The organism is Micrococcus sp. R8502A1, from assembly GCF_006704135.1.
GTDB classification, from domain to species: domain Bacteria; phylum Actinomycetota; class Actinomycetes; order Actinomycetales; family Micrococcaceae; genus Micrococcus; species Micrococcus luteus.
In genome coordinates this window covers 52,439-77,286 of sequence record NZ_VIGS01000002.1, presented here as the reverse complement: position 1 = coordinate 77,286, position 24,848 = coordinate 52,439, and the positions used below count along the sequence as shown (strand labels likewise).

Here is a 24,848-nt window from a genome sequence, read left to right as displayed (position 1 = left end):
TGTGGAATCCTAGCGCGCCGTCTCGCGCCCCGCGAAAAGCCGCGACCGCCGGCCCGTGAAGCCGTCCATCGTGGCGTTGACCCCGAGGACGTCCATCGCGCGGTCGAAGACGGGCGCCGGCAGGGCGCGCAGGGGTGCGATCAGGCCGACGGCGCGCGGCAGCAGCAGGCGCGTGCGGCCGGCCTCGACGGCGTCCAGCACCTCCTGCGCCACGTGGCGCGGATCCAGCACGGGCAGCAGCCAGGGCACCCGGCTGCGCACGCCCGCGAACATCCCGGTGTCGATGTAGAAGGGGCAGACGGCGAGGGAGGTGACGCGGCTGCCGTCCTTGCGCAGCTCCGCGGCGAGGGACTCGGCGAAGCCGACCGCGGCGTGCTTGGTGGCGGAATAGTCCGTCTGGCGCGCGACGCCGACCAACCCCGCGGCCGAGGCCACCGTGACCACGGCCCCGCGGTCCCGGGCCCGCATTCCGGGCAGAACCGCCCGGGTCAGCCAGTACGGCGCGAGCGCGTTCACCTCGAAGGTGCGGCGGATGCCCTCCTCCGTGGCGTCCTCCAGGCGGGCGCCCGTCACGACGCCCGCGTTGTTCACGGCCACATCCACCTGCCCGGCGCGGGCGGCGGCGGCCTCGACGGCGGCCGCGTCCGTGACGTCGACGCGCTCGGCCCGGGCGTCCGCGCCCTGAGACCGGATCTCGGCGGCGACGGCCTCAGCCCCCTGCAGGTCGAGGTCCCAGACGACGACGCGGCCCGCGCCGCGGCGGGCGGCCCCCAGGGCGATCAGTCGACCGATGCCGGACGCGCCGCCCGTCACGAGGACGGTGGCGCCGCGCAGGGACAGGGGACGACGGCCGGCGAGGGCGGACGCGGTTCTGCGGAGGGCGGGACGAAAGCCGTGCATCATGCCTCTTCCCCCACGGCCGAGGCGGGCCCGCCGTGATACGGTGTCAGCCGCTGGTCCGCGCCGAGCGCGGCCCCGCGGGGATGTAGCTCAATGGTAGAGCCCCAGTCTTCCAAACTGGCTACGCGGGTTCGATTCCCGTCATCCCCTCCGGACCTCATGAGCCGGGCCGTCGTGTGCACACGATGGCCCGGCTCAGGACGTTCCCGGGTACGTCGTCGTCCGCGCCGGTTCCGTGACCGCTGTGCCCGGTCGGGCCTGCCACAGGCCCCTCAGCTCTGACAGGTGAGGCACCGGTAGAGCTTCCGGGCCGCCATCTCCTCCACCACGATCGTCTCGCGCCCGCACACGAGGCAGGCCAGGCCCTGCCGCTGGTACACGTAGTTCGCGTGCTCGGGCCAGGCCGATTCGGCAGGGATCCCCGGCCGGTGCTCGGGCCGCGTGGTGACGATCCGCCCGAGCCGCACGCCCTCCCGCATGAGCGCGGCGTTGTCCGCCCAGAGGAATGCCAGGTCCGACACGGAGACCTCCCGGGCCGGCCGCCACGGGTCGATGCCGACCCGGAACAGCGCCTCGGCCCGGAAGATGTTGCCGATCCCGCTGACGGCCGCCTGGTCCATCAGCACGACGCCGATCGGCCGTCGGCGTCGCGGCCCGGCTCGGCGGGCGCGTCGGGTCCGTCCGGGACTGGAAACCAAGTCATGCGTGACCCAACCTGGCCAAACCAGGTAGCTCCCCCCAGCATTCATGACCGCCAGACGGCTTAGCCCAGGATGCAAAGGTCCACATGACCGGGCGTGATGCAATTTCGAGGGCACGTTCCAAACTGGGTACAGGGGTTCATCAGCGCCTGTTCCGTGATCTCCTCCGGCTCGAACGCGGCGATCTCGGCGACGCGCTCTCTGATGAGCATCGACAGGCTCTGGTGATCGTGGGCGTTCATGGGGATTCCTCTTGGGTTGGGGTGGTGTTGGTGCGTTCAGCTGTCGGGGTGGTGCTGCACTCCGCCACAGTGCGTTCGATAACGGATACGGCACGGGCGGGCCCGTCCAGGCTTGCCATTCGGTCTCCCAGCTCGGCGGCACTCCGGCGGAGGGACCCATCGGTGAGCAGCTGGTGGACGACGGCGCACACGTTCCCTTGGACGATGTCCGAGCGACGCAAGCGGATCGCAGTGCCGAGGCGCACGCACTCATTGATGTTCCAGCGCTGCTCAGCCTGCATGGGGTAGCCGGCGAACGGGACCCCGGCGAGGCAGGCCGCCTGGACCGTGCCCTCCCCGCCATGGATGACGGCGGCGTCGATCAGGCCGCGGAGCCGGTGCTCCGGCACGAAGCCGACCCGGTGGACCCGGTCGCTCAGCCGGGCCGCGACGTCCGCGGGGATCTCCACGCCCCCGCCGACCAGGAGGTCGATCCCAAGGGCGTCCAGCTGGCTCAGAACCCGGCCGAGCACCATGGGCGACCCTGAGGACCCGAAGCTGACGTAGACGAGGGGATGCGGCGCCTCGCCATCCGCGAGGAAGGCAGGCAGCGGGTCGGGGGCGTGGTAGTGGACGGGACCGACCGCCACGTCTCGGCTGCTGAGGGGACGCTGGTCCAAGGCCGGCGGCAGGGAGGCGATCAGGTCCACATCGGCCGTCATGGCCTCGACCAGGGGGCCCGGAAGCGGCACACCATACTCCGCGGCCACCCGCGCCAGACTCCTCGGCTTCCATGTGATGAGGCGCGCGGCCCACCGGAACGGCGCCGGCGCCCGGAACGCGTCCTCCACGTCGAGGAAGTACGACCTGGACAAGAAGTACGGCCGCACGTAGAAGAGCGGGACGCCCCCGGCCCGGGCCGAGATGAACATGGTGGGATTCGATCCGATCACCACCGCGTCGGCGTCGCGGATCGCCGCCAGTTCCCCCGACACTCGACCGCGCACCGTCTCCAGGTCGAAGGGGTGTGAGATCCCGCGGCCCTGGTCGACGTCCATCACCTCTCGCGCCTGCTCCTCCGTCATCATCGGCGATCCCAGACGGACTGCATGACCGGCGTCTTCGATCAAGCCCAGATATCGGTCGGAGTACACATGGAAGCTCGTCTCGTGACCGGCCGCACGGGCAGCCCCGGCGACCTCGATGCAACGAGTGGTCTCCCCCAAGTTGTAGCTCTCGGGTGAAAAGACAATCCGCATACAGCCCTCGCCACTCCGCTGCTCAGCTTGCACCTAGTTGGTGAACGGTATGATACCATGCAGATCGCTGCGGATTCCCCATTTGACACACTATCAAGGTATTATTTCACTTACGGGATCCTGCGATGGCCCCGTGGTGTCCCATCGCGTCCAGCTCTGTGACAGATGTCGGAATACGATGGATGCATGAGATCCGTCGTGGTCGTCGGCGCATCGGGCTATCTCGGTCGTCATATCGTCGCGGCCGCAGCCGAGGCCGGTCTTGAGGTTCACGCTGTCGTTCGTGACCGAGAACGGGCGGAGGCCCCCGGGCCGTTCGGGGCGCCGCCTCTCGCTGGCTGTCCGAGCAGCTGGGTCGTCGGTGACGTCACGGACCCCGACGTCGCGGCCCAGGCGGCGGCGCGGGGACGTTGGGTGGTATCGGCGCTGGGTGCCACAGGCCCGGGTCCCGGCCCGTGGGCCGTCGACTTCCGAGGCAACCTGACCGTCCTCGATGCAGCTCTGCGTCAGGGCGTGCGCACGTTCACATACACGGGCGTGCTGGGCCTCGACGAGGGCAAACCCTCGCTCGTGCGCGCGAAGGCGGCATTCGCGGCCGTGCTGCGTCGGTCTGCGGCCTGCGCGCAGCTGGTGAACCCGTCGGCCTTCTTCTCAGACCTCGGCCTGCTCCTTCGGTCACCTTTCCCGCGGTGGGTGCCAGGATCGCCCCGCGACCCCCGGATGAATCCGATCCACGGGGCGGACCTGGCGGAGTTCATCATCACCGCGCTGCCAGACGGCGTGGAGGGGACCTGGGATGTCGGGGGACCCGAGACGCTCAGGTGGTCGGAGGTGGCGGCCATGGCAGGGCGTGCACGGGGCGTCCAGGCGCGGGTTCTCCCGGTCCCCGCCTCCGTGGGGTCGGCGATCTCGCGCACAGTGCGCCTGGTCAGCCCGTCGGCCGCGGACGGCGTGGACTTCCTCCGTTGGACGCTGTCCCGCGACCAGGTGGGGTCGCCGACCGGACACCGACGGCTGCAGGATTTCCTCGCGCAGGAATGTGCCTGACCGGCGAAGCCCCGGTCAGCTCTGACAGGTGAGGCACCGGTAGAGCTTCCGGGCCGCCATCTCCTCCACCACGATCGTCTCGCGCCCGCACACGAGGCAGGCCAGGCCCTGCCGCTGGTACACGTAGTTCGCGTGCTCGGGCCAGGCCGATTCGGCAGGGATCCCCGGCCGGTGCTCGGGCCGCGTGGTGACGATCCGCCCGAGCCGCACGCCCTCCCGCATGAGCGCGGCGTTGTCCGACCAGAGGAATGCCAGGTCCGGTGCGGAGACCTCCCGGGCCGGCCGCCACGGGTCGATGCCGGCGCGGAACAGCGCCTCGGCCCGGAAGATGTTGCCGATCCCGCTGACGGCCGCCTGGTCCATCACCACGACGCCGATCGGCCGCCGTGTCCGCCGGGCGAGGTCGTAGAACGGCGCGGGATCGTCGTCGTTCAGCGGATCCGGGCCGAGACCGGCGACGACGTCGGCAGCCTCGGCCGGGGTGAGTGCGCGGCACCGGCTCGCGCCGATCAGGTCGGCCCAGCCGTGCTCGGCGCGCAGTCGCAGCCGGACCGTGGCGGCCGGCGGCGGGGGCTGGACCCAGCCGTCGGCGTCGCGGCAGGGCTCGGCGGGCGGGGCGCCGTCGTCGTGGACCTCCCGCTCGCCGATCCGGCGGGGGGCGCCGATCGACGACGCAGCCGCGAAGTCCTGATCCCCGTCGAAGGTCCACGCCCCGTACATGCCCAGGTGGACGTGGAGCACGTGGCCGCCGGAGACGTCGGCGAAGAAGTGCTTGCCGTGGGCCCGGGCGCGCTCGAGGACCTGGCCGTCGAGCAGGGCGGCCCCCTCGGCGAAGCGGCCCTGCGGACTCGTGGCGTGGATCCGGCGGCCGCCGAAGACGTCGGTGAACTGGCGCGCGAGACGGTGGACGGAGTGACCCTCAGGCACTCACATCAGCACCTCTCCGGTGGTCTCGTAGTGCGCGATCTTCTCGATGCGGCGCACGTGGCGCTCGTCCTGGGAGAACGGTTCGGCCAGGAACGCCTCGATGAGCTCGGTGGCCTCCTCGAGCGAGTGCTGCCGACCGCCGACGGCCACGACGTTCGCGTCGTTATGCGCGCGGGCCAGCCGCGCCGTGTCCAGGTTCCAGGCCAGGGCGGCGCGGACGCCGACCACCTTGTTGGCGGCGATCTGCTCGCCGTTGCCGGAGCCGCCCAGCACGATGCCGAGCGAGTCCAGCCCCTGCTCGCGGTCGGCGACGACGGCGCGGGCGGCGTTGATGCAGAAGCCCGGGTAGTCGTCCTGCGCGTCGTACTCGGTGGGTCCGTGGTCCACCATCTCGTAGCCGGCGGCGGTGAGGTGCTCCACCAGGTGGGCGGACAGCTCCATGCCGGCGTGGTCGGTGGCGATGTGGACGCGCATGCGCAGACTCCTTGGGGGCGGTGGCTCGGGTCCCCGCCAGTCTAGTGAGGAGCGGGGCGCTCAGACGCCGACGACGACGCCCGGGCCAGGTGGCACACTGGGGAGCACCGTGCCATGGCCCCCATCACAGGCGCCCGGCCGTGCCGCATCCACCCGACCCCAGGAGGAGTCCGACCGTGACCACCGCCGCCGCCGCCATGAACATCACCCGCGAAGAGGCCGCCGCGCGCGCGGCCGCCCTCACCGTGGACGCGTACGAGGTGAGCCTGGACCTCACCCGCGGAGCGGAGCACTTCCACACGGCCACCACCGTGACGTTCGCGGCCACGCAGGACGCGGTGGGCACCCACACGTGGATCGACTTCGTGGCGGAGCAGGCTCCCACGGTGACCCTCAACGGCGAGGCGCTGGACGTGGCGGACTTCGACGGCGCCCGACTGCGGATCGGCCCGCTGGCGGCGCAGAACACCCTCGTGGTCGACGGGCTCGGGGACTACAGCAACACCGGCGAGGGCCTGCACCGGTTCGTGGACCCCGTGGACCAGGAGGTCTACCTCTACACCCAGTTCGAGGTGCCGGACTCCCGCCGCATGTTCGCGGTGTTCGAGCAGCCCGACCTCAAGGCCGCCTTCCGCTTCACGGTGATCGCGCCGGCGCACTGGGCCGTGGTGTCCAACCAGCCGGAGGCCTCCCGCCGCACCCTCGGCGTCGTGGCGAACGAGGACAACCCGCAGGGCGTGGACACCGCGGTCTGGGAGTTCACGCCCACCCCGCGCATCTCCTCCTACATCACCGCGCTCGTCGCCGGCCCGTACGCCTCCGTGCACTCGGAGCTGACCAGCGCCGACGGCCGCACGATCCCCCTCGGCGTCTACTGCCGCGCGTCGCTGGTGGAGCACCTGGACGCGGAGAACGTCTTCGAGCTCACCCGCCAGGGCTTCGAGTTCTTCGAGGCCCAGTACGGCCACGCCTACCCGTTCGAGAAGTACGACCAGCTGTTCGTGCCCGAGTTCAACGCCGGCGCCATGGAGAACGCCGGCTGCGTGACCTTCCTCGAGTCGTACGTCTTCCGCGGGACCGTGCCGGAGGCGCTGATCGAGCGCCGCGCCATCACGATCCTCCACGAGCTCGCCCACATGTGGTTCGGCGACCTGGTCACCATGCGCTGGTGGAACGACCTGTGGCTCAACGAGTCCTTCGCCGAGTTCATGTCCACGCTCGCCGCCGCTGAGAACACGCGGTACACCGGCGCCTGGACCACCTTCTCCTCCATGGAGAAGAACTGGGCCTACCGCCAGGACCAGCTCTCCTCCACGCACCCCATCAAGGCCCGGATCCGCGACCTCGACGACGTGCTCGTCAACTTCGACGGCATCACCTACGCCAAGGGCGCCTCCGTGCTCCGCCAGCTCGTGGCCTGGGTGGGCCAGGAGAACTTCATGGCCGGCGTCCGCGCGTACATCGCCCAGCACGCGTGGGGCAACACCGAGCTGCCGGACCTCATGTCCGAGCTCGAGGCCGCGTCCGGCCGAGACCTGTCCGAGTGGACCCGCCTGTGGCTCGAGACCTCGGGCGTGAACACGCTGCGCACGGAGGTGGAGACGGATGAGGCCGGCACCATCACCGCGCTGCGCCTGCGCCAGAGCGCCCCGGACGGCTCGCCGTCGGCGCCCGGCGACGACGTGCTCCGCCCCCACCGCCTGGCCGTGGGCTTCTACGACGTGGACGAGGCCACGGGCCGCCTGACCCGCACCGAGCGCTTCGAGCTCGACGTGGCCGGGGAGGTGACCGAGGTCGCCGAGGCCGCCGGCCGCCGTCGTCCCGCCGTGATCCTGCCCAACGACGACGACCTGGCCTACGCCAAGCTGCGCCTCGACGACGCCTCGTGGGAGGCCGCGTCCACCCGTCTGAAGGATGTGGACGGCTCGCTGGCGCGCACGCTGCTGTGGGGGGCGGCCTGGGACACCGTGCGCGACGGCGAGGCCTCCGCCGCCTGGTTCGTCGACCTCGTCCTGGCCAACGTCGGCCACGAGCGGGACTCGTCCGTGGTGCAGACGCTGCTGCGCCAGCTCGCGACGGCGATCGGCCTGTACCTGCCCGAGGACCAGGCCGAGGCCGTACGGGTCGCGGCGGCCGACCGTCTGTGGGGCCTCGTCGCGGAGGCCGAGGACGGCTCGGACAACCAGCTGCAGTTCGTCAAGGCGTTCGCCCTGCACGCCCGCACCACGGCACAGCTGGACCGCCTGGCCGCCCTCGTCGACGGCACCCGCACCGTGCCCGGGCTGGACCTCACCACGGACCTGCGCTGGGAGCTGCTCACCGCGCTGGTGGCGGCCGGCCGCGCCGGGGGGGCCGAGATCGCCGAGGCCGAGCGCGCCGACGCGACCGCCACGGGCGCGCTCGCCGCGATCCAGGCTCGGGCCGCCGTGCCGACGGCCGAGGCGAAGCGCGCGGCCTGGGACCGGGTGATGGCCGGCGAGCTGTCCAACACGGAGCAGCGCCAGGCCCTGATCGGGTTCGCCCGGGTCCACGACGCCGCGCTGATCGCGCCCTTCGCGGACTCCTACTTCGAGGGCGTCGAGGCGATGTGGGACTCCCGTTCTCACGAGATGGCCGAGACCGCCGCGACGCTGGGCTACCCGACCGCCCAGGTCACCCGGGAGATCGCCGACCGCGCCACCGCCCTGTCCGAGCGGCTGGCCGGCACCCGCGCGGGGCTGTCCCGCGTCCTCGCCGAGGGCCGGGACGAGACTGTCCGCGCCCTGGCCGCGCGCGAGCACGCGACGGCGCACGTGCATCAGGTCCACGCCGGGGCCTGAGCCGGACGGCGGCTGACGCCTCTGCCGGCGCTTGCGGGGCGGTGCTGCTGGTGGGTATTCCACGGAAGATGCCCTCCAGCACCTCCCCGGCCGCTGTCGGGGCGCGGGCTGGCTAGGCTGGAACCCATGAAGCACACCTTCTCCCTGCGCACCGAGTGGACGGGCGACCGCGGCTCGGGCACCTCCGGCGTCCGCGACTACGACCGCTCCGTGGTGATCCAGGACGCCGCTGTCGGCGAGATCCAGGCCTCGGCCGCCCGCCCCTTCCGCGGCGACGACTCGAAGTGGAACCCGGAGACCCTCCTGCTCGGCGCGCTCGCCGAGTGTCACGTGCTCTCGTACCTCCATGTCGCGGCGACCTCCGGGGTCGTGGTCACGGGGATGACGTGCGGGGTCGAGGGCGAGCTCGAGGTGGACGGCGACGGCGCCGGTCGGTTCACCGCGATCACGCTGCGGCCCGAGGTCACGCTGCAGGACGAGGCCGACCGGGAGCGGGCCGAGGCCCTCCACGCCGAGGCGCACCGGCTGTGCTTCATCGCGAACTCGCTCTCGGCCCCGGTCGCCGTCGAGCCGGCCCGCCCCGAGGCCCCGCCCACCGGCACGCCGACGCTGCCGGACCACTCCGCGCGCCTGGGCGCCCCCCTGGCGGTGCTGCGGCCGCGCGTCGCCAAGGGCCCGTCCCGTGTGACGGGCCTGGCGGAGCGGCCCACCGAGGTCGAGCCGGTGATGCACGAGGGCACCCCCGCCCCGGTGGACCAGGTGCGCGCCCGCGACGCCACGGCGGGCCCCGCCGGCGCGACCCCGGCAGCCCCGGCCGCGCCCGGTCAGGCCACCAGCTTCTACGACGCCGTCGGCGGCCGCCCGACGTTCGACCGGTTGACCGCCGAGTTCTACGCCCGCGTGCGTGAGGACGAGATCCTCGCCCCGATGTATCCGCAGGACGACTTCGAGGGCGCCCAGCGTCGGCTGCTCATGTTCCTGGAGCAGTACTGGGGCGGACCGCGGACGTACTCCGAGGAGCGCGGCCACCCCCGCCTGCGCATGCGCCACGCCCCGTACCGGATCGACCCGGCCGCGCGCGACGCATGGCTGCGGCACATGCGCGCCGCCGTCGACACGCTGGGCCTGTCCCCGCTGCACGAGGCCGAACTCTGGGACTATCTGGAGCGGGCCGCCCACTCCCTGCAGAACTCGGCCTGACCGGCCGCCCGGCTGCGATTTCGACGCGCCGGGCGCGGGCTCACACCGCCATGGCGGGGCGGCCCAGCACGAAGCCGCCGGGGGTGTCCAGGCGCGTCCACGACCCCGCCGTGCTGAGCCGGGCGCGGCCGCCGGGCCGCAGGAAGCCCAGCGCGTGCGCGCCGAAGGCCATGCCGGCCGGGAACTGCAGCGCCTCGCCCCCGAGCAGGGGTCCCCACATCTGCGCCCGGACCCTGCGGACCAGCGCCTCCCCCGGGTTCTCGGGCAGGGCGTCCCGCACGGCGTCGGCGCCGCGCGTGGCCACCTCGGCCAGCTCCTCATCGGCGACCTCGGCCACGGGCGTCCAGCCGCCGCGGGGCGGGGTCAGCGCGGTCCAGGTGACGTGCTCGCGGCCCGGCGGCACGGCGAATGCCAGGTCGACGGGGTCCTGGCCGCGCATCCGCGCGGTGCGCTCGGTGACGGAGCCCAGGGCGACGACGGCGTCCAGGTCCGCCACGCCGTGGGCGGTCGCCAGGGGCACGGTGCGCAGCCCCAGGACGACGGGCACCCCGTCTCCGAGCCCGGCCGGCTGCAGCACGGAGACCCACTGGGCGAGCATCGGGGTGCGGGAGCGCCCCGCCTCAGGCACGACGTGCAAACGCATGCCCGTGTCGGCGACGCGCCGGGCGCGGCTGGCCAGCTGCTCGAGGTCCCGCACAGCGCGGTCGTCGACGAAGCGGAGGACGGGGGCGGCGGCGGGGTGCTCGGTCATGCAAGCATTGTCCCAGGTCCGTCGCGTCCCGGGCCGCCCCGCCGTCGCGGGTCCATCCATGTCGAAGGAGAGCCGTTCGTGCCGCAGCGCCATCCCCGTCCCCGCCCCGGTCACGCACCGGTCCGCCCGGCCTCGGCCCCGAAGGACCCCACCGAAACGCTGCGGGGGATCCTGGAGCTGACGCCGGCCGCGCCGGACCCGGTGACGGGTCAGGTCCGCTTCACGGGCACGACCCCCCGGCAGACGCACGGCCGGGTGTTCGGCGGCCAGGTGCTCGCCCAGGCGCTGGCGGCCGCCTCCCGCACGGTGCCGGCCGCCCGTTCCGCCCACTCGCTCCACGGCTACTTCATCCGCCCCGGGGACGCGCTGCAGCCCATCACGTTCACCGTCGAGACGCTGCGGGACGGCCGCTCCTTCTCCGTCCGCCGGGTGCTGGCCTCCCAGAACGAGAAGGCCATCCTCGCCCTGACCTGCTCCTTCCAGGAGCCCGCCGGCAGCGCGCTGGACCACCAGGTGGCCATGCCGGAGGGAGTGCCCCGGCCCGAGGACCTGCCCACGACGGCGGACGTGCTGGGCGCCATCAACCACCCCGTGGCCCAGGAGTGGGCCTGGTCCCGGCCGTTCGACATCCGCCATGTCACCCCGGCCATCTATGTGGAGCCGGCCGCCGAGACCGAGAACTGCAACATGGTGTGGATGAAGACCTTCACGCCCCTGGCGGACGACCCCGCGCTGCACCTGGCGGCGCTCACCTACGCCTCGGACTACACGCTCCTCGAGCCGATCCTGCGGCAGCACGGCGTCGCCTGGATCCAGCCCGGCATGTCCGTGGCCTCCCTCGACCACGCGATGTGGTTCCACCGGCCCGCCCGCGTCGACCAGTGGCTGCTCTACGTCCAGGACTCCCCCAGCGCCCAGGGCGCGCGCGGCCTCGGCACGGGCGCCGTGTTCACCGAGGACGGGACGCTCGTGGCCACGGTCGCCCAGGAGGGCATGATCCGCCTGCCCGAGGGGGCCGCCGCCCGGCGGGCACGGGCCCGGGGCGCGGCCCAGCGCATGGCCCTGCGGACGGTGCTGCGCCGCAGCTGGCGGCGCTGACCCGGCGGGTTCGCAGGGGGTGAGACTGCCGATCGGGCCCTGCCATGGGTGAGGCGGCTCGCCGTCCGCGCCGCGCGCACCGTTCGTCGTGGTCGACGTGGACCCCGCCCCGACACGACGACGGCCCGTCGCGATCACGTGATCGCGGCGGGCCGTCGTCGGCGCGGCGCCCGGGGGCGCGTCGGCTCAGTCGCGCGTGAGCTTGCGGTGCGTCATCCGGTGCGGGCGGGCGGCCTCGGGGCCGAGCCGATCGACCTTGTTGGCCTCGTAGGACTCGAAGTTGCCCTCGTACCAGTACCAGTTGGCCGGGTCCTCCGCGGTGCCCTCGTAGGCCAGCATGTGGGTGGCCACGCGGTCCAGGAACCAGCGGTCGTGCGAGACGACGACGGCGCAGCCCGGGAACTCGAGCAGCGCGTTCTCGAGGGAGGTCAGGGTCTCCACGTCGAGGTCGTTGGTGGGCTCGTCGAGGAGCAGCAGGTTGCCGCCCTCCTTGAGGGTCAGGGCCAGGTTCAGGCGGTTGCGCTCACCGCCGGAGAGCACGCCGGCCTTCTTCTGCTGGTCCGGGCCCTTGAAGCCGAACGCGGACACGTAGGCGCGCGAGGGCATCTCGACGTTGCCGACCTTGATGTAGTCCAGGCCGTCCGAGACGACCTCCCACAGCGACTTCTCGGGGTCGATGTTGGAGCGAGACTGGTCCACGTACGAGATCTTCACGGTCTCGCCGATCTTCAGCTCACCGCCGTCCAGGGGCTCGAGGCCGACGATGGTCTTGAACAGGGTGGTCTTGCCGACGCCGTTCGGGCCGATCACGCCGACGATGCCGTTGCGGGGCAGGGAGAAGGACAGGCCGTCGATGAGGACGCGGTCCCCGAAGCCCTTCTTCAGGTCCTTGGCCTCGATCACGACGGTGCCCAGCCGCGGGCCCGGCGGGATCTGGATCTCCTCGAAGTCCAGCTTGCGGGTCTTCTCGGCCTCGGCCGCCATCTCCTCGTAGCGGGCCAGGCGGGCCTTGGACTTCGCCTGACGGCCCTTCGTGTTGGAGCGGACCCAGTCGAGCTCCTCGGCCAGGCGCTTGGCGAGCTTGGCGTCCTTCTTGCCCTGCACCTCGAGGCGGGCACGCTTGGTCTCCAGGTAGGTGGAGTAGTTGCCCTCGTACGGGTAGAGGCGGCCGCGGTCGACCTCCGCGATCCACTCCGCGACGTGGTCGAGGAAGTACCGGTCGTGGGTGACGGCGATGACGGCGCCCGGGTAGGAGGCCAGGTGCTGCTCGAGCCACAGCACGGACTCGGCGTCCAGGTGGTTGGTGGGCTCGTCGAGCAGGAGCAGGTCGGGCTTCTCCAGCAGCAGCTTGCACAGTGCGACGCGCCGCTTCTCGCCGCCGGAGAGGTTCGTGACCGGCTCGTCCCCCGGGGGCGTGCGCAGGGCGTCCATCGCCTGCTCGAGCTGGGAGTCGATGTCCCACGCGTCCGCGGCGTCGATGGCGGACTGCAGCTCGCCCATCTCCTCCATGAGGGCGTCGAAGTCCGCGTCCGGGTTCGCCATCTCCTCGGAGATCTGGTTGTAGCGCTGGATCTTGCCGTAGATCTCGCCGACGCCCTCCTGGACGTTCTCGAGCACCGTCTTGGACTCGTCCAGCTTGGGCTCCTGCATCAGGATGCCCACCGAGTAGCCGGGAGAGAGCCGCGCCTCGCCGTTCGAGGGCTCGTCCAGCCCGGCCATGATCTTCAGGATCGTCGACTTGCCGGCGCCGTTGGGGCCGACCATGCCGATCTTCGCCCCGGGGTAGAACGACATGGTGACGTCGTCCAGGATCAGTTTGTCGCCCACCTTCTTGCGGGCCTTGACCATCGTGTAGATGAATTCCGCCATGCGGCCCAGGCTAGTCGGTGGCCGCGGGATTCCACTCATCGTGCCGATCCCGCGACCACCGAGCCCGCTCCCCCTCCGTGCTCCGTGCCGCCCCGTGGTCAGGCGACGCCGGCCGCCGCCGGTTCGCGCCCGGGGGCGCCCGCGTCCGACTCGTCCGGGCCGGGCGAGGCCGGGGCGTCGCCACCCTGGAACCCGTCCGGCAGGCCCGCGCTGAACCCGTCGCCGACCGCGCCGGCCCGCCCGCCCGACGCGTCGTCGTCGCGCGGGGCCGACTCGGGGCGCGGCACGGCCGCGCGCTGGCTGCGCTGGAACGCCGCCGAGCCGAAGCCCAGGTCCAGCCCGACGGCGTCCGCCACCACGTCCACGGACGTGCCGGAGCGCTCGCCCGAGGACCAGTCGCGGACCCGGAGTCGACCGGTGACGATCACGGGGTTGCCCTTCTTCACGGACTGGGCGGTGTTCGAGCCGAGCTGGCCGAACGCCGAGATGCTGTACCAGTTGGTGTGGGCGTCCACCCACTCGGCGGTCTCGCGGTCGAAGCGCCGCTCGGTGGTGGCCAGGCGGAAGCCGGTCACGGCGGCCCCCGATGCGGTGTGGCGGGTGGCGGGGTCCGTGGCCACGAAGCCGCGCACGGTGATGAGGTCCTGCATGGTGTGCCTCCTGGGCTGGGCCCCGGTGGGCGCCGGGGCGGGTCGTCGGCGCATCGGCTGATCCGCCATGGCCAGACAACCCCACCGCGGGGCACCCCGGCAGGATCGGGGCCGGTCTGGGGACGCGCGGAGGTCCCCGGGCGACTGTGCAGGAGCCGACGGCGCCGCGGCCGGCGGCCGTTAGACTGACACGGCCCAGCCCCAGTAGCTCAGCTGGACAGAGCAGCGGCCTTCTAATCCGCCGGTCGGGGGTTCGAATCCCTCCTGGGGCACCCAGACCAGGGGCGGAGCCGTCCGAGCACGCCCGACGACCGCCCGAAGGAGACCGTCCTGGACCGTCTGCGCTCCTGGCTCCGCGCCCCGCGACCCGCCGTCCCCGAGGTCCGTGTGACCCGTCGCGAGGGCGTCCAGCTGGCCGCCCTGCTCGTCGCGGCCGCGGCCCTGTACGTGACGCACTCCTTCCTGCGGTACGCCACCTACGAGGCCAAGGGCTACGACCTGGGCATCTTCGACCAGGTGGTGCGGCAGTACGCGCTGTTCAACGCCCCCCTCAGCTCCGTCAAGGGCGTGGACTTCCACATCCTCGGCGATCACTTCCACCCGATCCTCGCGCTGCTGGCCCCCTTCTACTGGGTGTGGCCGGACCCCCGCATGCTCGGCGTGGTCATGGCGCTGGCCCTCGCCGCGTCCGCCGTGCCGGTGTACCTGTTCGCCCGTCGTCGCACGGGACACGGGGTGGCCCTGGCCGCCGTCGCCGCCCTGCTGCTCTCCTGGCCCTTCCAGGCGATGGTGAACTGGGACTTCCACGAGGTCACCCTCGGCGTGCCGATCCTCGCCTGGCTCGTGTGGGCCCTGGACGGGCAGCGGGCGTGGCTCGCCACCGGCCTGGCGGCGCTGCTGCTCACGGTCCGAGAGGACATGGGCGTGACCCTGCTGGCCGTGGCCCTGGTGATGGCGATCCGGCGCTTCTGGCCGCAGGCCGCGGTCACCGCCGTGCTGGGTGTGCTCGGCTACTGGTTCGCCACGTCCGTGGTGATCCCCCACTACTCCCCCACCGGGGCGTTCGGCTACTGGCAGTTCACCGCCCTGGGCCCGGACATGCGCAGTTCGGTCCTGTTCCTGCTGACCCAGCCGTGGAACGCCGTCGCGGTGCTGTTCGACCACCCGCTGAAGGTGGCCCTCTGGCTCCTGCACTTCGTCCCGCTGCTGTTCCTGCCGGTCCTGAGCCCGCTGACGCTGATGGCCCTGCCGATCCTGCTCTCGCGGCTGTTCAACGACCGGCTCAACGTGTGGGCCCCCGTCTACCAGTATGACGCGATCCTCGCCCCGCTGCTGCTCATGGCCGCGCTCGAGGCGGCCCACCGGCTGGCCGGACGCCGGGACGCGCTGCGCCGGCTGCCCGCCGTCCTCGTCTCCACGGCGCTGGCCGCCGGTCTGATCGGCACCGCGTTCTTCCCGCAGGTGTACCCGCTGCACCGCACGATCGTCGGCGACATGACGATGACGCAGCACGCCCGCGACCTCGACCACGCGGTCGCGCTGATCCCGGACGGGGTGTGCGTCGAGGCCGCCGACAACGCCGTGCCGCACCTGACGGCCCGCACCTACGTCGGGCTGCACGGGGACATCGGAGACGAACTGGCCACGTGGATGATCGTGGACACCTCGGTGCCCGAGCTCGGCGGCTGGGACCCCCTCACCCCGGAGCAGGCACTGGCCCGCGCCGAGCGGCTCGGCTTCGAGCGGGTCTGGTCCGCGGGCGACGTCGTCGTCCTGCACCACCCGGACCGCGCGGTCTCGCCCACCTGCACGACGTACCTCGAGCACCGCTGAGCGGAACCCCACGGCGCCGGCGGACCCGCTCCGCCGTCAGCGGCCCGCGGACTCGCCGAGTGGCTGCAGGCCGCGTCCGGCCGGGGGCAGGAGCAGTCGGTCAGGTGCACCGGTGAAGACGCCGGCGTGTGGGTCCTCCGCCACCCCCGGGGCGATCTCGGGGGCCCCCTGGTCGAGTGCGGTGCGGCGCACCGGGTCGCGGACGGGGTCCAGGATGTCCTTGACCACCGTGGTCATGAGCCACACGAGGGCGACGATGTGCGCCACGATCCCCGAGGCATACCAGGCGGTGATCCACCAGGCGCCGCCGGCGAACGCCCCGTCCGAGGTGATGCGGGCCGACTCCATCCACACCCCGCCCCAGTGGTAGACCTCCACGGCCTGCCAGATCCAGAACGCGCGCCACCGCGGCGTCGCGAGGACCACGAGCGGGATCAGCCACATCACGAACTGCGGCGAGTACACCTTCCCCCACAGGATGAAGGACGCCACGATCAGGAAGCACAGCTGGGCCATGCGCGGACGGTGCCGCGCCGCGAGGGCGAGGTAGGCGATCCCCACGCAGCACACCAGGAACAGGCCGTTCTGAAGCGTCGTGAACGTCTCCCCGGACCATCCTGTCCAGGCCAGCGCCAGCCAGGTCGAGGAGAAGGAGACCGCGCGGTCCCCCGAGAACGTGTAGAAGCGCGACCACTGGTCGAACGCCGTCAGCATGAACGGGAGGTTCACCGCGAGCCAGGCCGCCGCCCCGGCCACGGCCGCCTTCACGAACCCGGCCCAGCGGCCCGTGCGCAGCGCGAGCACGAAGATCGCGCCGAAGAAGAACAGCGGGTACAGCTTCGTGGCGGTGCCGAGCCCGATGAGCAGGCCGGCGAGGGTCGGACGGCCCGCCGTCCACGCCCACAGGGCCAGGGCGGCCAGCATCACGGCCCACAGGTCCCAGTTGAGCATCGAGGTCAGGATGATCCCCGGGGCCAGGGCCACGAGCAGGGCGTCCCGGGAGCGGCCACGCGCGGTGTACGCGGTCGCGACGACCAGCACGATCCAGCAGAGCACCACGCCGATCGCGTTGACGTCGAAGTAGGTCACGGTGCGCTCGTGCAGGTCGCCGGAGGCGGGCACGAACCACATGGTCACGCCCGCGACCACGGCCAGCAACGCCGGGTACTCCATCCACTGCTCGGGCGGCAGCGGCGTGTAGAAGGGGAAGTGGCCGTCGGAGAGGCCGCGCGTGGGGAAGAGCTGGGCGAAGTCCGAATAGCACATGTGCGCGTGCACGCCGGGGGCCGCCCAGCCGTTCACGCGGCACCACTGCTTGGTCAGCACGCCGACGACGGCGGCCGCCACGGTCAGGCCGACGAGCAGGCCGACCCAGCGGGCGCTCGGGCGGGTCGACGCGGGACTGCGGGGGTGGGAGGTCACGGTCTCTCCTGGGGGATGCGGGTGGACGAGGAGGCGGGGTGCGCGGCGGGCGACGGGGGCCCGTCGGGCGGTGCGTCCGGCGGCACGCCCGCCTCCGGAGGCGTCGACGACGCCGCCGCGGCCCGCGGCTCGACCACCTCCAGGGGAGGACGCCGCCGCCCGGGGAACAGGGGCGCGGTGACGGGATCGCGGTGGATGATCCATCCGATCCCCGCGAGCATCAGGACGAGGGTGAACACGCGGACGGCCAGGACCGGCAGCCACTGTGCCACGGAGAGCTGGTCCACCACGCCGACGCCGGTGAGCAGCAGCACCGCGAGCGCGGTGACCCACCCGAGCCAGCGGGGATGGTCTGCGCCCCACGGCAGCGGGCGGAGGGCGCACGCCAGCAGCGGCAGGACCCAGAGCAGGTACCACGGCTGGATGATCGGGGCGGTGGCGACGGCCACCACGAGCACGGCCGCCGCGCTGAACACCGGGTCCAGGGGGCGGCGGCGCAGGGCCAGCCACGCCGTGAAGCCGAGGGCCGCCACCGTCATCACGGTGTAGAAGGCCGCGGCCACGTCGCGCGCCCCCAGGGGCGTCACGGCTTCGACGACCGCGCCGAGCAGCAGGCCGAGCAGGCCCACGGGAGCGTACGGGAACGCCGCGTCCCCGCTCGTGAGCATGGCCGGCACCCAGCCGAACCAGAGGCCGGAGCCGGCGCCGAGGATCGTGAGGACGGCCAGGGAGATCACCGCCGTCGTGAACCACGGGCCGAGCCGGTCCCGCCGGCGCAGGCGCGGATCGGCCGCGCGGAACCGGGCCCAGCCGGTGGGCAGGAGCAGGGCCACGAAGGGCAGCACGAGGGCTGTCAGAGGCTTGATCGCGACGGACAGGGCGATCAGCACGATCCCCCACAGCGCATGCACGCGGCGGCGGGGCGGGCGGACCATGAGCAGGATGCCCGCGAGCATCAGCCCCGACATCAGCGCGTCATTGTGCGCGCCGGCGATCATGTAGAGCAGGAACAACGGGTTCGCCACGGCCACCCACGTGGCCCACGGCCCGCAGCGGCCCGCGACGGCGGCCAGCCGCGGCACCGCCCACAGGCACAGCGCCAGGCCCGCGAGCGCCAGGAGCCGGAACGCCGTGACGGAGAGCTCGATGTTGCCGCCCGTGGCCCGCCACGTCGTCTCGGCGAACAGCAGGAACAGCGGCCCGTAGGGGGACGGGGACTCGGCCCAGATGGAGTCCGCTCCCTGCATGAACCAGCCGGGCAGGGCGGACACGCCCTGGGAATACGGGTCGAGACCCGACGCGAGGAGCCGGCCCTGCTGGAGGTAGGAGAACACATCGCGGGAGAAGATCGGCAGCGCGAGCATCAGCGGGGCGGACCACCACCAGGCGGCCCGGGCCACCAGGCGGCCGTGCTCCTCCCAGCGGCCCCGCAGCGCGCGCCCCAGCTCGAGCCAGGATCGGACGAGGAGCAGCGAGCCGGCGGCCAGCAGCACGGTGCTGAGCAGCACGCCGGGCAGGTAGACCCGCAGCGGGTTGAGCAGGGTGGTGCCGGAGAACACCGAGTCGGGCGTCATCGGCAGCCATCCCACGCCCCAGGAGCCCGCCGTGATGAGCACGGACGCCCACGTGCCCCGGCGGACGGCCGCCTCCGGCTCGGGCTGCGCCGCCACGCGGCTCGGACGGGGCCGTCGGGCGCCGGTCGTCGCGGGGGCGGCCGGCCTCACTCCCCCGGCTCCACGGGGCGAGGGGCGCCACGGAGCCGGGCCAGGCCGGCGCGCACGGCGGGGCGCACGTGCCAGCGGTCCTTCACGAACCGGCTGGTGCGGCGGTCCACGACGAGGATCCACAGCAGACACACGGCGGAGACGATCAGGGACATGGCCTTGACCTGGTCCGCGATGTCCAGGAACTGCCAGGTGAAGAGCTGGTCCGACGCGCCGAAGGCCAGGAAGTAGCCGACCGTGAACACGACCCACTTGATCTGCCAGTTGTCCCGGATGCCGATCACGGCGAAGAACGGCAGCAGCCACAGCAGGTACCAGGGCTGGATGATGGGCGAGAGGATCACCAGCGCGGTGAACGCCCACGTCATGCGCGTCATCACGCGGTCCTGGCGGCCGAGGAACATCAGGGCCAGCACGATGAGCACCGAGAGCACGCGTCCGGCGGTCTTGTACACGCCCTCGACGGCCTGCACGTCCGCCCCCTGTCCGAGGAGCTCGCTAGCCCCCACCGTGATGAGGGACAGCATGCCGATCGGCCCCCACGGCACGGTGCCCGTGCCCGTGCCGACCATGACGGCCACCCAGCCGAAGCCGAAGCCGTTGAGCACGCCCACCAGGGCCATGAGGCCGAAGGAGATCCCGGCGGTGAGGGCCCAGAAGGCGAACCGGCGCGGCCATCGGGCCGTCGGGCCGGCCCACAGCAGACCGATGAACGGGAGCAGCACGAGGGTGATGGGCTTGATGCCCAGGGACAGGGTGACCAGCACGACGCCGGCCACCCCCCACGCGACGGACTGCCCGGGTCGCTGGGGGCGGAGCGGATGCCCGGCGCGCAGCGCGCACCACGTGCCGGCCAGGGCGAGGCCGACCATGAGGGCGTCGTTGTGCCCGGACGCGACGAAGCTGATGGTGAAGAGCGGGTTGGCGGCGCTGATCCACTGCGCCCACGCATCGTTGACGCCCAGCCGGCGGGCGAGCAGCGGCACGAAGACCATGATCAGCGCGACGCCGGCCACCGCCACCAGGCGGAACAGGAAGATCGCCAGGTCCGGGTTCATGTCCCCCGAGATCGCGACGACGGCCTGCTCGATCCACAGGAAGATCGGACCGTACGGGGTCTCGGAGTCCGCCCAGGTCGCGTCCGCTCCGAGCTGGAACCAGTTGGACAGCGAGGAGATCGTGTCCACGTAGGGGTCCTGCCCCGCCACCATGAGACGGCCCTGCCCCACGTAGGCGAAGATGTCCCGGCTGAAGATCGGCAGGGCCACGACCTGGGGCAGGCACCACAGGACGGTGGCGAGGTTGACCGTGCGCAGGGCGCCGCGGCCGAAGGGGCGGATCGTCTGGCCCAGCCGCAGCCAGGCCCAGAACATCACCCAGCAGCCGAGGGTGAGGAGCGCCGTGCCGGCGAGCACGCCGGTCTCCTGGGTGCGCCACGGGATCAGCCACTGCCAGCGGTTGATCGGGGAGGCCGAGGCCAGCCAGCCGACGGAGTACGAGCCCACCACCAGGAGGAGGGAGCCGAGGGTCCCCACCAGGATGGGCCACCAGTCCGCGCCGGCGACCTGGGGGTCCGAGCGGAGGCCGCCGACTCCGACGTACTCCGGCCGGTGGGCCGTGGACCCGGACGGACGCGGGGTCGACACGCTCATGCGACGGGTCCTTCCGTGCGGTCCTGCGAGGGCGCGCGAGGGCGCGGCTCGCTCGAATCTACCATCGTGACACGCGAGTAGCCTGGGGGCATGAGCGAGACGAGCACCCCCACGCCGGAGAGCGCCCCCCTGGTCTGGATCGACTGCGAGATGACCGGCCTGCACCCCCAGGTCGACGAGCTCGTCGAGGTGGCGGTGCTCATCACGGACGCCGAGTTGAACATCCTGGACGAGGGCATCGACCTGGTGATCCGTCCCTCCGAGGCGGCCCTCGAGCAGATGGACCCGTTCGTCCGGGACATGCACACCACCTCCGGCCTGCTGTCGGAGCTGGCGGAGGGCCTCGAGCTCGACGACGCCGCCGCGCGCGTCCTCGAGTACATCGCCGCCCGCGTGCCCGCCGGCAAGGGCCTGCTGGCCGGCAACACGGTGGGCCAGGACAAGCTGTTCCTCGCCCGCTACATGCCCGCCGTCGTCGACCACCTGCACTACCGGATCGTGGACGTGTCCACCGTGAAGGAGCTGGCCCGGCGCTGGTACCCGCGCGCCTACTACCAGGCCCCCGCCAAGACCGGCGGCCACCGCGCCCTCGGGGACATCAAGGACTCCATCACCGAGCTGCGCTACTACCGGGCCGCCGTCATGGCCCCCGCCCCCGGCCCCACCACGGAGGAGGCCCGCGCCATTGCGGAGGTGGTGTCCGGGGCGCAGGCCTGAGCCGGCACCCCGGCCCCGCCGCCCCGATTCGGCGCTGCGCGGGATCTCGTGTACTGTGGACCCCGCTGCGCCGCGCGGATCCGTCCGTGTGGAGCAGGCATGGTGGGCGTAGCTCAGTCGGCAGAGCGTCTGGTTGTGGTCCAGAAGGTCGCGGGTTCAATCCCCGTCGCTCACCCCAAATGGGTCAGGTTTGAACTTTCGACCAAGGGACCGCCCTTGGTCGAGGTTCGAGCCTGGCCCAACTTTCTTGCCTCGGCGGCCCAGGTGAGCGCGTCGTCCTGCAAGCCTTCGATGCTCAGCCCGTCGTATGGGGTCTTGTACCCAACTCGCACGTCGTTGTCCTCGTCAATGTAGATCGCCTTGAACAGCGCCTGATTGCATAGCCGCCGGTTGAAGCGTCCCGGGTGTGATGCCGCTTCCTTTCGAGTTCGAGAGGATGTTGTTCATGCCGAAGAAGTTCGATCCCGAGGTGAAGGACCGCGCGGTGCGGATGGTCCTGGACTGAAGCGCCCTGGGTTTGGTTCCGATCCAACTGAAGGAGAATCGGAACATGCCCAAGAAGTTCAGCCCCGAGCTGCGTGAGCGCGCCGTGCGGATGGTCCTCGAACGCCAAGCCGCCGAAGGCGGGCCCCGCTCGCACTCGATCCGGGCCATCGCCCCTCAGGTCGGCGTGGGCGAGGAGACGTTGCGGATGTGGTGCAACCGCTACGGCCACGAGGTAGCCCAGGAGCGGGCCGGCGAGGACTTGCGCGAGGAGAACAGGCGCCTGAAGCGCGAGCTCGCTGAGGCCCGGGTCAAGTCCCTGGAAGTGGTGTAACCGTCTTCGAGGCATGAGAATCAGGCCAGGGCCGGCATCACCTCCGTGTCCATCACGGTGCCCGGTTCTTGCGTGAGGGGCTCGCGGCAGCGGGCCAGCAGCTCGAGACCGAGGTACCGGCGGCCCTCGGCCCACTCATCCGTCTGCTCAGCCAACACGGCCCCCACGAGCCGCACCACGGCATCCCGGTTCGGGAAGATGCCCACCGCGTCCGTGCGGCGCCGGATCTCCCGATTCAGGCGCTCGGCAGGGTTGTTCGACCAGATCTGGGACCACACGTCCTTCGGGAACGAGATGAACGCGAGGATGTCCTCCCGAGCAGCATCGAGGTGCCCAGCCACGGCGGGCAACCGCTCGGCCACGTAGTCCAAGAGCCGGTCGAACTGGGCGTGCACCGCCGGCCCGTCAGGCTGGTCGTAGACGCTGTGGAGCATGGCCTTCACCGCCGGCCACATGGCCTTCGGGGTCACCGCCATCAGGTTCGCGGCATAGTGCGTGCGGCACCGCTGCCACACGGCCCCGGGCAGGTTCGCCGCGATGGCTTCGACCAGGCCACGGTGGGAGTCCGAAGTCACCAGTCTCACCCCGTGAAGGCCGCGGGCGACCAGATCAGCGAAGAACTCGTTCCACGCCGCGCCTGACTCCGTGGTGGCCACCCGCAGCCCGAGTACCTCACGTCGCCCGTCAGCGTTGACGCCGGTGGCGACCATGGCCACCGCGTTGATCACCCGACCACCCTCGCGAACCTTCATGGTCAGGGCGTCCGCGGCGAGGAACACGAACGGGCCGGCATCCCCCAGCGGGCGGTGCCGGAACGCGTCGATGTGCTCGTCCAGCTCGGCGGCCATCCGGCTGACCTGGGACTTCGAGAGCGAGTCGATGCCCAGCTGGCGCACGAGCTTGTCCATGCGTCGGGTGGAGACCCCAGCGAGGTAGCAGTCGGCGACGACCGTGATCAACGCGGACTCGGCCCGCTTGCGTCGCTCGAGCAGCCACTCTGGGAAGTACGTGCCGGCGCGCAGTTTCGGGATGGCCACGTCGATCGTGCCGGCGCGGGTGTCGAGGGGCCGGTGGCGGTACCCGTTGCGCTGTGCGGTGCGGGTATCAGAAGCGGTGCCGTACTCGGCGCCGCAGACCGCGTCTGCGTCAGCGCTGAGCAGGGCGTTGATCACGGTCTGCAGCAGGTGGCGCAACAAGTCCGGCGAGGCTTCGCCGATCGCTTCGCGTAGCAGGCGTTCAGAGTCGACAATGTGAGGAGCGGTCATCGTGGTGATGTCCCTTTCGAGAGTGCTGTGGAAGGTTCACTCGAAGGCTCCCACGGTGACCGCGTCCATGCTGGGGACGGTGTTGGCGGCCGGGGAGGGTTACACCACTATCAGGGACTCAACTCCCACCAGTTGAGTCCCGCATAGTGGTGTAGCGCCCGGTGGTTGGCCACGTCGTCTCGGACGTGGACGCGGCCACCGTGTGATCCTTCGAGTGAACCTCTCACAGCACCCTCGAATGGAGTCATCACGATGACCGCTCCTCATATTCTCGACCCTGCCGGCCTGCTGCGCGAAGCCCTGTCCGAGGCGTCCCCGGACATGATGCGCCACCTGCTGCAGACGATGATCAACACCCTGCTCTCCGCGGACGCCGACGCGGTGGTCGGTGCCGAATGGGGCAAACCCACCCCGGGCCGAGCTACCCAGCGCAACGGGTACCGGCACCGGGACCTGGACACCCGGGTCGGCACCGTCGATGTGGCCATCCCCAAACTCCGCTCTGGGACGTACTTCCCGGAGTGGCTGCTGGAGCGCCGCAAGCGCGCGGAGTCGGCGCTGATCACGGTGGTGGCGGACTGCTACCTGGCCGGGGTGTCCACCCGCCGGATGGACAAGCTCGTCAAGACGCTGGGCATCAACGCCCTGTCGAAGTCCCAGGTGAGCCGGATGGCCACCGAGCTGGATGAGCACGTGGAGTCCTTCCGCCATCGGCCCCTCGGCGAGGCCGGCCCGTTCACCTTTGTGGCCGCGGATGCGCTGACGATGAAGGTCCGCGAGGGCGGGCGGGTGGTCAACGCGGTGGTGTTGCTGGCCACCGGGGTCAACGGCGATGGCCACCGCGAGGTGTTGGGCCTGCGCGTGGCCACCAGTGAGACCGGGGCGGCGTGGAACGAGTTCTTCGCCGACCTCGTGGCCCGCGGTCTGGCCGGGGTCCGCCTGGTCACCAGTGACGCCCATGCCGGGCTCAAGGACGCCATCGCCGCCAACCTGCCCGGCGCGACCTGGCAGCGCTGCCGCACCCACTACGCAGCGAATCTGATGGGCATCACCCCGAAGAACATGTGGCCGGCCGTGAAGGCCATGCTGCACAGCGTGTACGACCAGCCCGACGCCCAGGCGGTGGACGCCCAGTTCGACCGACTGCTGGACTACGTGAGCGAGAAGCTGCCGGCGGTGGCCGAGCACCTGGACGCTGCCCGGGCGGACATCCTGGCCTTCACGACCTTCCCGAAGGACGTGTGGACGCAGGTCTGGTCGAACAATCCGGCCGAGCGGCTCAACCGCGAGATCCGCCGCCGCACCGACGCGGTGGGCATCTTCCCCAACCGGGCAGCCATCGTCAGGCTGGTCGGTGCGGTGCTGGCCGAGCAGACCGATGAGTGGGCCGAGGGCCGCCGCTACCTCGGCCTCGAAGTCCTGCACCGCTGCCGGCTCACCCCCGTGAGCAACACCGGAGACGAGGTGGACACCGACACCGCCCTCGAGCTCAGCGCCTGAGC

The 24,848-nt window shown here is 71.9% G+C and carries 21 protein-coding genes, 3 tRNA genes and 1 pseudogene; 12 read left to right on the top strand and 13 right to left on the bottom strand.

The genetic code is table 11. From position 1 onward, the window contains the following. Positions 1–9: 9 nt before the first annotated feature. Positions 10–903 (bottom strand): SDR family oxidoreductase, encoded by an 894-nt coding sequence (locus FLM69_RS01000; RefSeq protein WP_036381146.1) that lies wholly within the window; start codon positions 901–903, stop codon positions 10–12. 76 nt (positions 904–979) lie between these two features. Between FLM69_RS01000 and FLM69_RS00995 the strand changes: the two genes are divergently transcribed. Beyond that, positions 980–1,050 (top strand) — tRNA-Gly (locus tag FLM69_RS00995). Between the two features lie 122 nt (positions 1,051–1,172). Here the strand turns inward: FLM69_RS00995 and FLM69_RS00990 are convergent. From FLM69_RS00990 to FLM69_RS00980, 3 genes are read right to left on the bottom strand one after another with little or no spacing between them, the layout of a single operon-like run. Beyond that, positions 1,173–1,649, bottom strand: a complete 477-nt coding sequence (locus FLM69_RS00990; protein ID WP_228062851.1) for a hypothetical protein — start codon at positions 1,647–1,649, stop codon at positions 1,173–1,175. Between the two features lie 14 nt (positions 1,650–1,663). Further along, positions 1,664–1,843 (bottom strand): hypothetical protein, encoded by a 180-nt coding sequence (locus tag FLM69_RS00985; protein ID WP_036381144.1) that lies wholly within the window; start codon positions 1,841–1,843, stop codon positions 1,664–1,666. Beyond that, positions 1,840–3,114 carry a glycosyltransferase gene (locus tag FLM69_RS00980; RefSeq protein WP_235186461.1) on the bottom strand — a complete coding sequence of 425 codons (1,275 nt, stop codon included), beginning with the start codon at positions 3,112–3,114 and terminating at the stop codon, positions 1,840–1,842. The genes FLM69_RS00985 and FLM69_RS00980 overlap by 4 nt, the downstream gene beginning before the upstream one ends. A gap of 153 nt (positions 3,115–3,267) precedes the next feature. Here FLM69_RS00980 and FLM69_RS00975 point away from each other — a divergent pair, with 153 nt between their 5' ends. Then, positions 3,268–4,128, top strand: coding sequence for an NAD(P)H-binding protein (locus tag FLM69_RS00975; RefSeq protein ID WP_036381140.1), 861 nt, complete (start codon positions 3,268–3,270; stop codon positions 4,126–4,128). 15 nt (positions 4,129–4,143) lie between these two features. On the opposite strand, the gene FLM69_RS00970 is transcribed toward FLM69_RS00975, so the two are convergent. Together FLM69_RS00970 and FLM69_RS00965 are read right to left on the bottom strand one after the other, a co-directional pair. After that, positions 4,144–5,055 (bottom strand): Fpg/Nei family DNA glycosylase, encoded by a 912-nt coding sequence (locus FLM69_RS00970; protein WP_135039837.1) that lies wholly within the window; start codon positions 5,053–5,055, stop codon positions 4,144–4,146. Further along, complete coding sequence (locus tag FLM69_RS00965) at positions 5,056–5,529, bottom strand: ribose-5-phosphate isomerase (protein WP_135039838.1); 474 nt, start codon at positions 5,527–5,529, stop codon at positions 5,056–5,058. A gap of 197 nt (positions 5,530–5,726) precedes the next feature. On the opposite strand from FLM69_RS00965, the gene pepN reads away from it, so the two are divergent. From pepN to FLM69_RS11420, 3 genes and pseudogenes are all read left to right on the top strand, one after another. Beyond that, positions 5,727–8,348: an aminopeptidase N gene (pepN, locus tag FLM69_RS00960; RefSeq protein ID WP_135039839.1), complete on the top strand. Its 2,622-nt coding sequence runs from the start codon at positions 5,727–5,729 to the stop codon at positions 8,346–8,348. 126 nt (positions 8,349–8,474) lie between these two features. After that, a pseudogene (locus tag FLM69_RS11425) lies at positions 8,475–8,906 on the top strand (OsmC family protein); the annotation flags it as partial. Between the two features lie 168 nt (positions 8,907–9,074). Next, complete coding sequence (locus FLM69_RS11420; RefSeq protein WP_167754995.1) at positions 9,075–9,548, top strand: globin; 474 nt, start codon at positions 9,075–9,077, stop codon at positions 9,546–9,548. A 40-nt stretch (positions 9,549–9,588) separates the two neighbouring features. Here the strand turns inward: FLM69_RS11420 and FLM69_RS00950 are convergent, their stop codons facing one another. Next, complete coding sequence (locus FLM69_RS00950; protein ID WP_036381128.1) at positions 9,589–10,299, bottom strand: hypothetical protein; 711 nt, start codon at positions 10,297–10,299, stop codon at positions 9,589–9,591. 78 nt (positions 10,300–10,377) lie between these two features. On the opposite strand from FLM69_RS00950, the gene FLM69_RS00945 reads away from it, so the two are divergent. Beyond that, a complete protein-coding gene (locus FLM69_RS00945) occupies positions 10,378–11,397 on the top strand; it encodes an acyl-CoA thioesterase II (RefSeq protein ID WP_036341631.1) in 1,020 nt (339 codons plus the stop codon). 186 nt (positions 11,398–11,583) lie between these two features. Here the strand turns inward: FLM69_RS00945 and ettA are convergent, their stop codons facing one another. Together ettA and FLM69_RS00935 are read right to left on the bottom strand one after the other, a co-directional pair. Beyond that, positions 11,584–13,266 carry an energy-dependent translational throttle protein EttA gene (gene ettA, locus FLM69_RS00940; protein ID WP_036341629.1) on the bottom strand — a complete coding sequence of 561 codons (1,683 nt, stop codon included), beginning with the start codon at positions 13,264–13,266 and terminating at the stop codon, positions 11,584–11,586. A 98-nt stretch (positions 13,267–13,364) separates the two neighbouring features. After that, positions 13,365–13,916 carry a single-stranded DNA-binding protein gene (locus tag FLM69_RS00935; protein ID WP_036381125.1) on the bottom strand — a complete coding sequence of 184 codons (552 nt, stop codon included), beginning with the start codon at positions 13,914–13,916 and terminating at the stop codon, positions 13,365–13,367. A gap of 198 nt (positions 13,917–14,114) precedes the next feature. On the opposite strand from FLM69_RS00935, the gene FLM69_RS00930 reads away from it, so the two are divergent. Together FLM69_RS00930 and FLM69_RS00925 are read left to right on the top strand one after the other, a co-directional pair. Further along, positions 14,115–14,188: transfer RNA gene (locus tag FLM69_RS00930), tRNA-Arg, on the top strand. 115 nt (positions 14,189–14,303) lie between these two features. Further along, positions 14,304–15,749, top strand: coding sequence for a DUF2079 domain-containing protein (locus FLM69_RS00925; RefSeq protein WP_036381181.1), 1,446 nt, complete (start codon positions 14,304–14,306; stop codon positions 15,747–15,749). A gap of 36 nt (positions 15,750–15,785) precedes the next feature. On the opposite strand, the gene FLM69_RS00920 is transcribed toward FLM69_RS00925, so the two are convergent. From FLM69_RS00920 to mptB (FLM69_RS00910), 3 genes are read right to left on the bottom strand one after another with little or no spacing between them, the layout of a single operon-like run. Further along, a complete protein-coding gene (locus FLM69_RS00920) occupies positions 15,786–17,171 on the bottom strand; it encodes a glycosyltransferase family 87 protein (protein ID WP_141842721.1) in 1,386 nt (461 codons plus the stop codon). Next, on the bottom strand, positions 17,168–18,841 hold the full coding sequence (gene mptB / locus FLM69_RS00915; RefSeq protein WP_255502633.1) for a polyprenol phosphomannose-dependent alpha 1,6 mannosyltransferase MptB: 1,674 nt from the start codon (positions 18,839–18,841) through the stop codon (positions 17,168–17,170). Before mptB (FLM69_RS00915) ends, FLM69_RS00920 begins: the two co-directional genes overlap by 4 nt. Positions 18,842–18,891: 50 nt before the next feature. Then, positions 18,892–20,547 (bottom strand): polyprenol phosphomannose-dependent alpha 1,6 mannosyltransferase MptB, encoded by a 1,656-nt coding sequence (gene mptB, locus FLM69_RS00910; protein WP_141842718.1) that lies wholly within the window; start codon positions 20,545–20,547, stop codon positions 18,892–18,894. Positions 20,548–20,637: 90 nt separating this feature from the next. On the opposite strand from mptB (FLM69_RS00910), the gene orn reads away from it, so the two are divergent. From orn to FLM69_RS00890, 3 genes are all read left to right on the top strand, one after another. Further along, on the top strand, positions 20,638–21,264 hold the full coding sequence (gene orn, locus FLM69_RS00905) for an oligoribonuclease (RefSeq protein ID WP_036384868.1): 627 nt from the start codon (positions 20,638–20,640) through the stop codon (positions 21,262–21,264). A 102-nt stretch (positions 21,265–21,366) separates the two neighbouring features. Further along, positions 21,367–21,442 (top strand) — tRNA-His (locus tag FLM69_RS00900). Positions 21,443–21,814: 372 nt separating this feature from the next. Continuing rightward, positions 21,815–22,081 (top strand): transposase, encoded by a 267-nt coding sequence (locus tag FLM69_RS00890; RefSeq protein ID WP_141842716.1) that lies wholly within the window; start codon positions 21,815–21,817, stop codon positions 22,079–22,081. Positions 22,082–22,101: 20 nt separating this feature from the next. Here FLM69_RS00890 and FLM69_RS00885 read toward each other — a convergent pair whose 3' ends face one another. After that, a complete protein-coding gene (locus tag FLM69_RS00885; protein WP_141842714.1) occupies positions 22,102–23,346 on the bottom strand; it encodes an IS256 family transposase in 1,245 nt (414 codons plus the stop codon). A gap of 252 nt (positions 23,347–23,598) precedes the next feature. On the opposite strand from FLM69_RS00885, the gene FLM69_RS00880 reads away from it, so the two are divergent. After that, complete coding sequence (locus FLM69_RS00880) at positions 23,599–24,846, top strand: IS256 family transposase (RefSeq protein ID WP_141842712.1); 1,248 nt, start codon at positions 23,599–23,601, stop codon at positions 24,844–24,846. The last annotated feature ends 2 nt before the right edge of the window (positions 24,847–24,848 follow it).

What these genes read in the sequence shown, in the direction of transcription:
- FLM69_RS01000 (WP_036381146.1), bottom strand. Translation starts at nt 903, where the DNA reads ATGATGCACGGCTTTCGTCCCGCCCTCCGCAGAACCGCGTCCGCCCTC.
- FLM69_RS00990 (WP_228062851.1), bottom strand. Translation starts at nt 1,649, where the DNA reads ATGAATGCTGGGGGGAGCTACCTGGTTTGGCCAGGTTGGGTCACGCAT.
- FLM69_RS00985 (WP_036381144.1), bottom strand. Translation starts at nt 1,843, where the DNA reads ATGAACGCCCACGATCACCAGAGCCTGTCGATGCTCATCAGAGAGCGC.
- FLM69_RS00975 (WP_036381140.1), top strand. Translation starts at nt 3,268, where the DNA reads ATGAGATCCGTCGTGGTCGTCGGCGCATCGGGCTATCTCGGTCGTCAT.
- FLM69_RS00965 (WP_135039838.1), bottom strand. Translation starts at nt 5,529, where the DNA reads ATGCGCGTCCACATCGCCACCGACCACGCCGGCATGGAGCTGTCCGCC.
- pepN (WP_135039839.1), top strand. Translation starts at nt 5,727, where the DNA reads ATGAACATCACCCGCGAAGAGGCCGCCGCGCGCGCGGCCGCCCTCACC.
- FLM69_RS11420 (WP_167754995.1), top strand. Translation starts at nt 9,075, where the DNA reads ATGCACGAGGGCACCCCCGCCCCGGTGGACCAGGTGCGCGCCCGCGAC.
- FLM69_RS00950 (WP_036381128.1), bottom strand. Translation starts at nt 10,299, where the DNA reads ATGACCGAGCACCCCGCCGCCGCCCCCGTCCTCCGCTTCGTCGACGAC.
- ettA (WP_036341629.1), bottom strand. Translation starts at nt 13,266, where the DNA reads ATGGCGGAATTCATCTACACGATGGTCAAGGCCCGCAAGAAGGTGGGC.
- FLM69_RS00935 (WP_036381125.1), bottom strand. Translation starts at nt 13,916, where the DNA reads ATGCAGGACCTCATCACCGTGCGCGGCTTCGTGGCCACGGACCCCGCC.
- mptB (WP_141842718.1), bottom strand. Translation starts at nt 20,547, where the DNA reads ATGAGCGTGTCGACCCCGCGTCCGTCCGGGTCCACGGCCCACCGGCCG.
- orn (WP_036384868.1), top strand. Translation starts at nt 20,638, where the DNA reads ATGAGCGAGACGAGCACCCCCACGCCGGAGAGCGCCCCCCTGGTCTGG.
- FLM69_RS00890 (WP_141842716.1), top strand. Translation starts at nt 21,815, where the DNA reads ATGCCCAAGAAGTTCAGCCCCGAGCTGCGTGAGCGCGCCGTGCGGATG.
- FLM69_RS00885 (WP_141842714.1), bottom strand. Translation starts at nt 23,346, where the DNA reads ATGACCGCTCCTCACATTGTCGACTCTGAACGCCTGCTACGCGAAGCG.
- FLM69_RS00880 (WP_141842712.1), top strand. Translation starts at nt 23,599, where the DNA reads ATGACCGCTCCTCATATTCTCGACCCTGCCGGCCTGCTGCGCGAAGCC.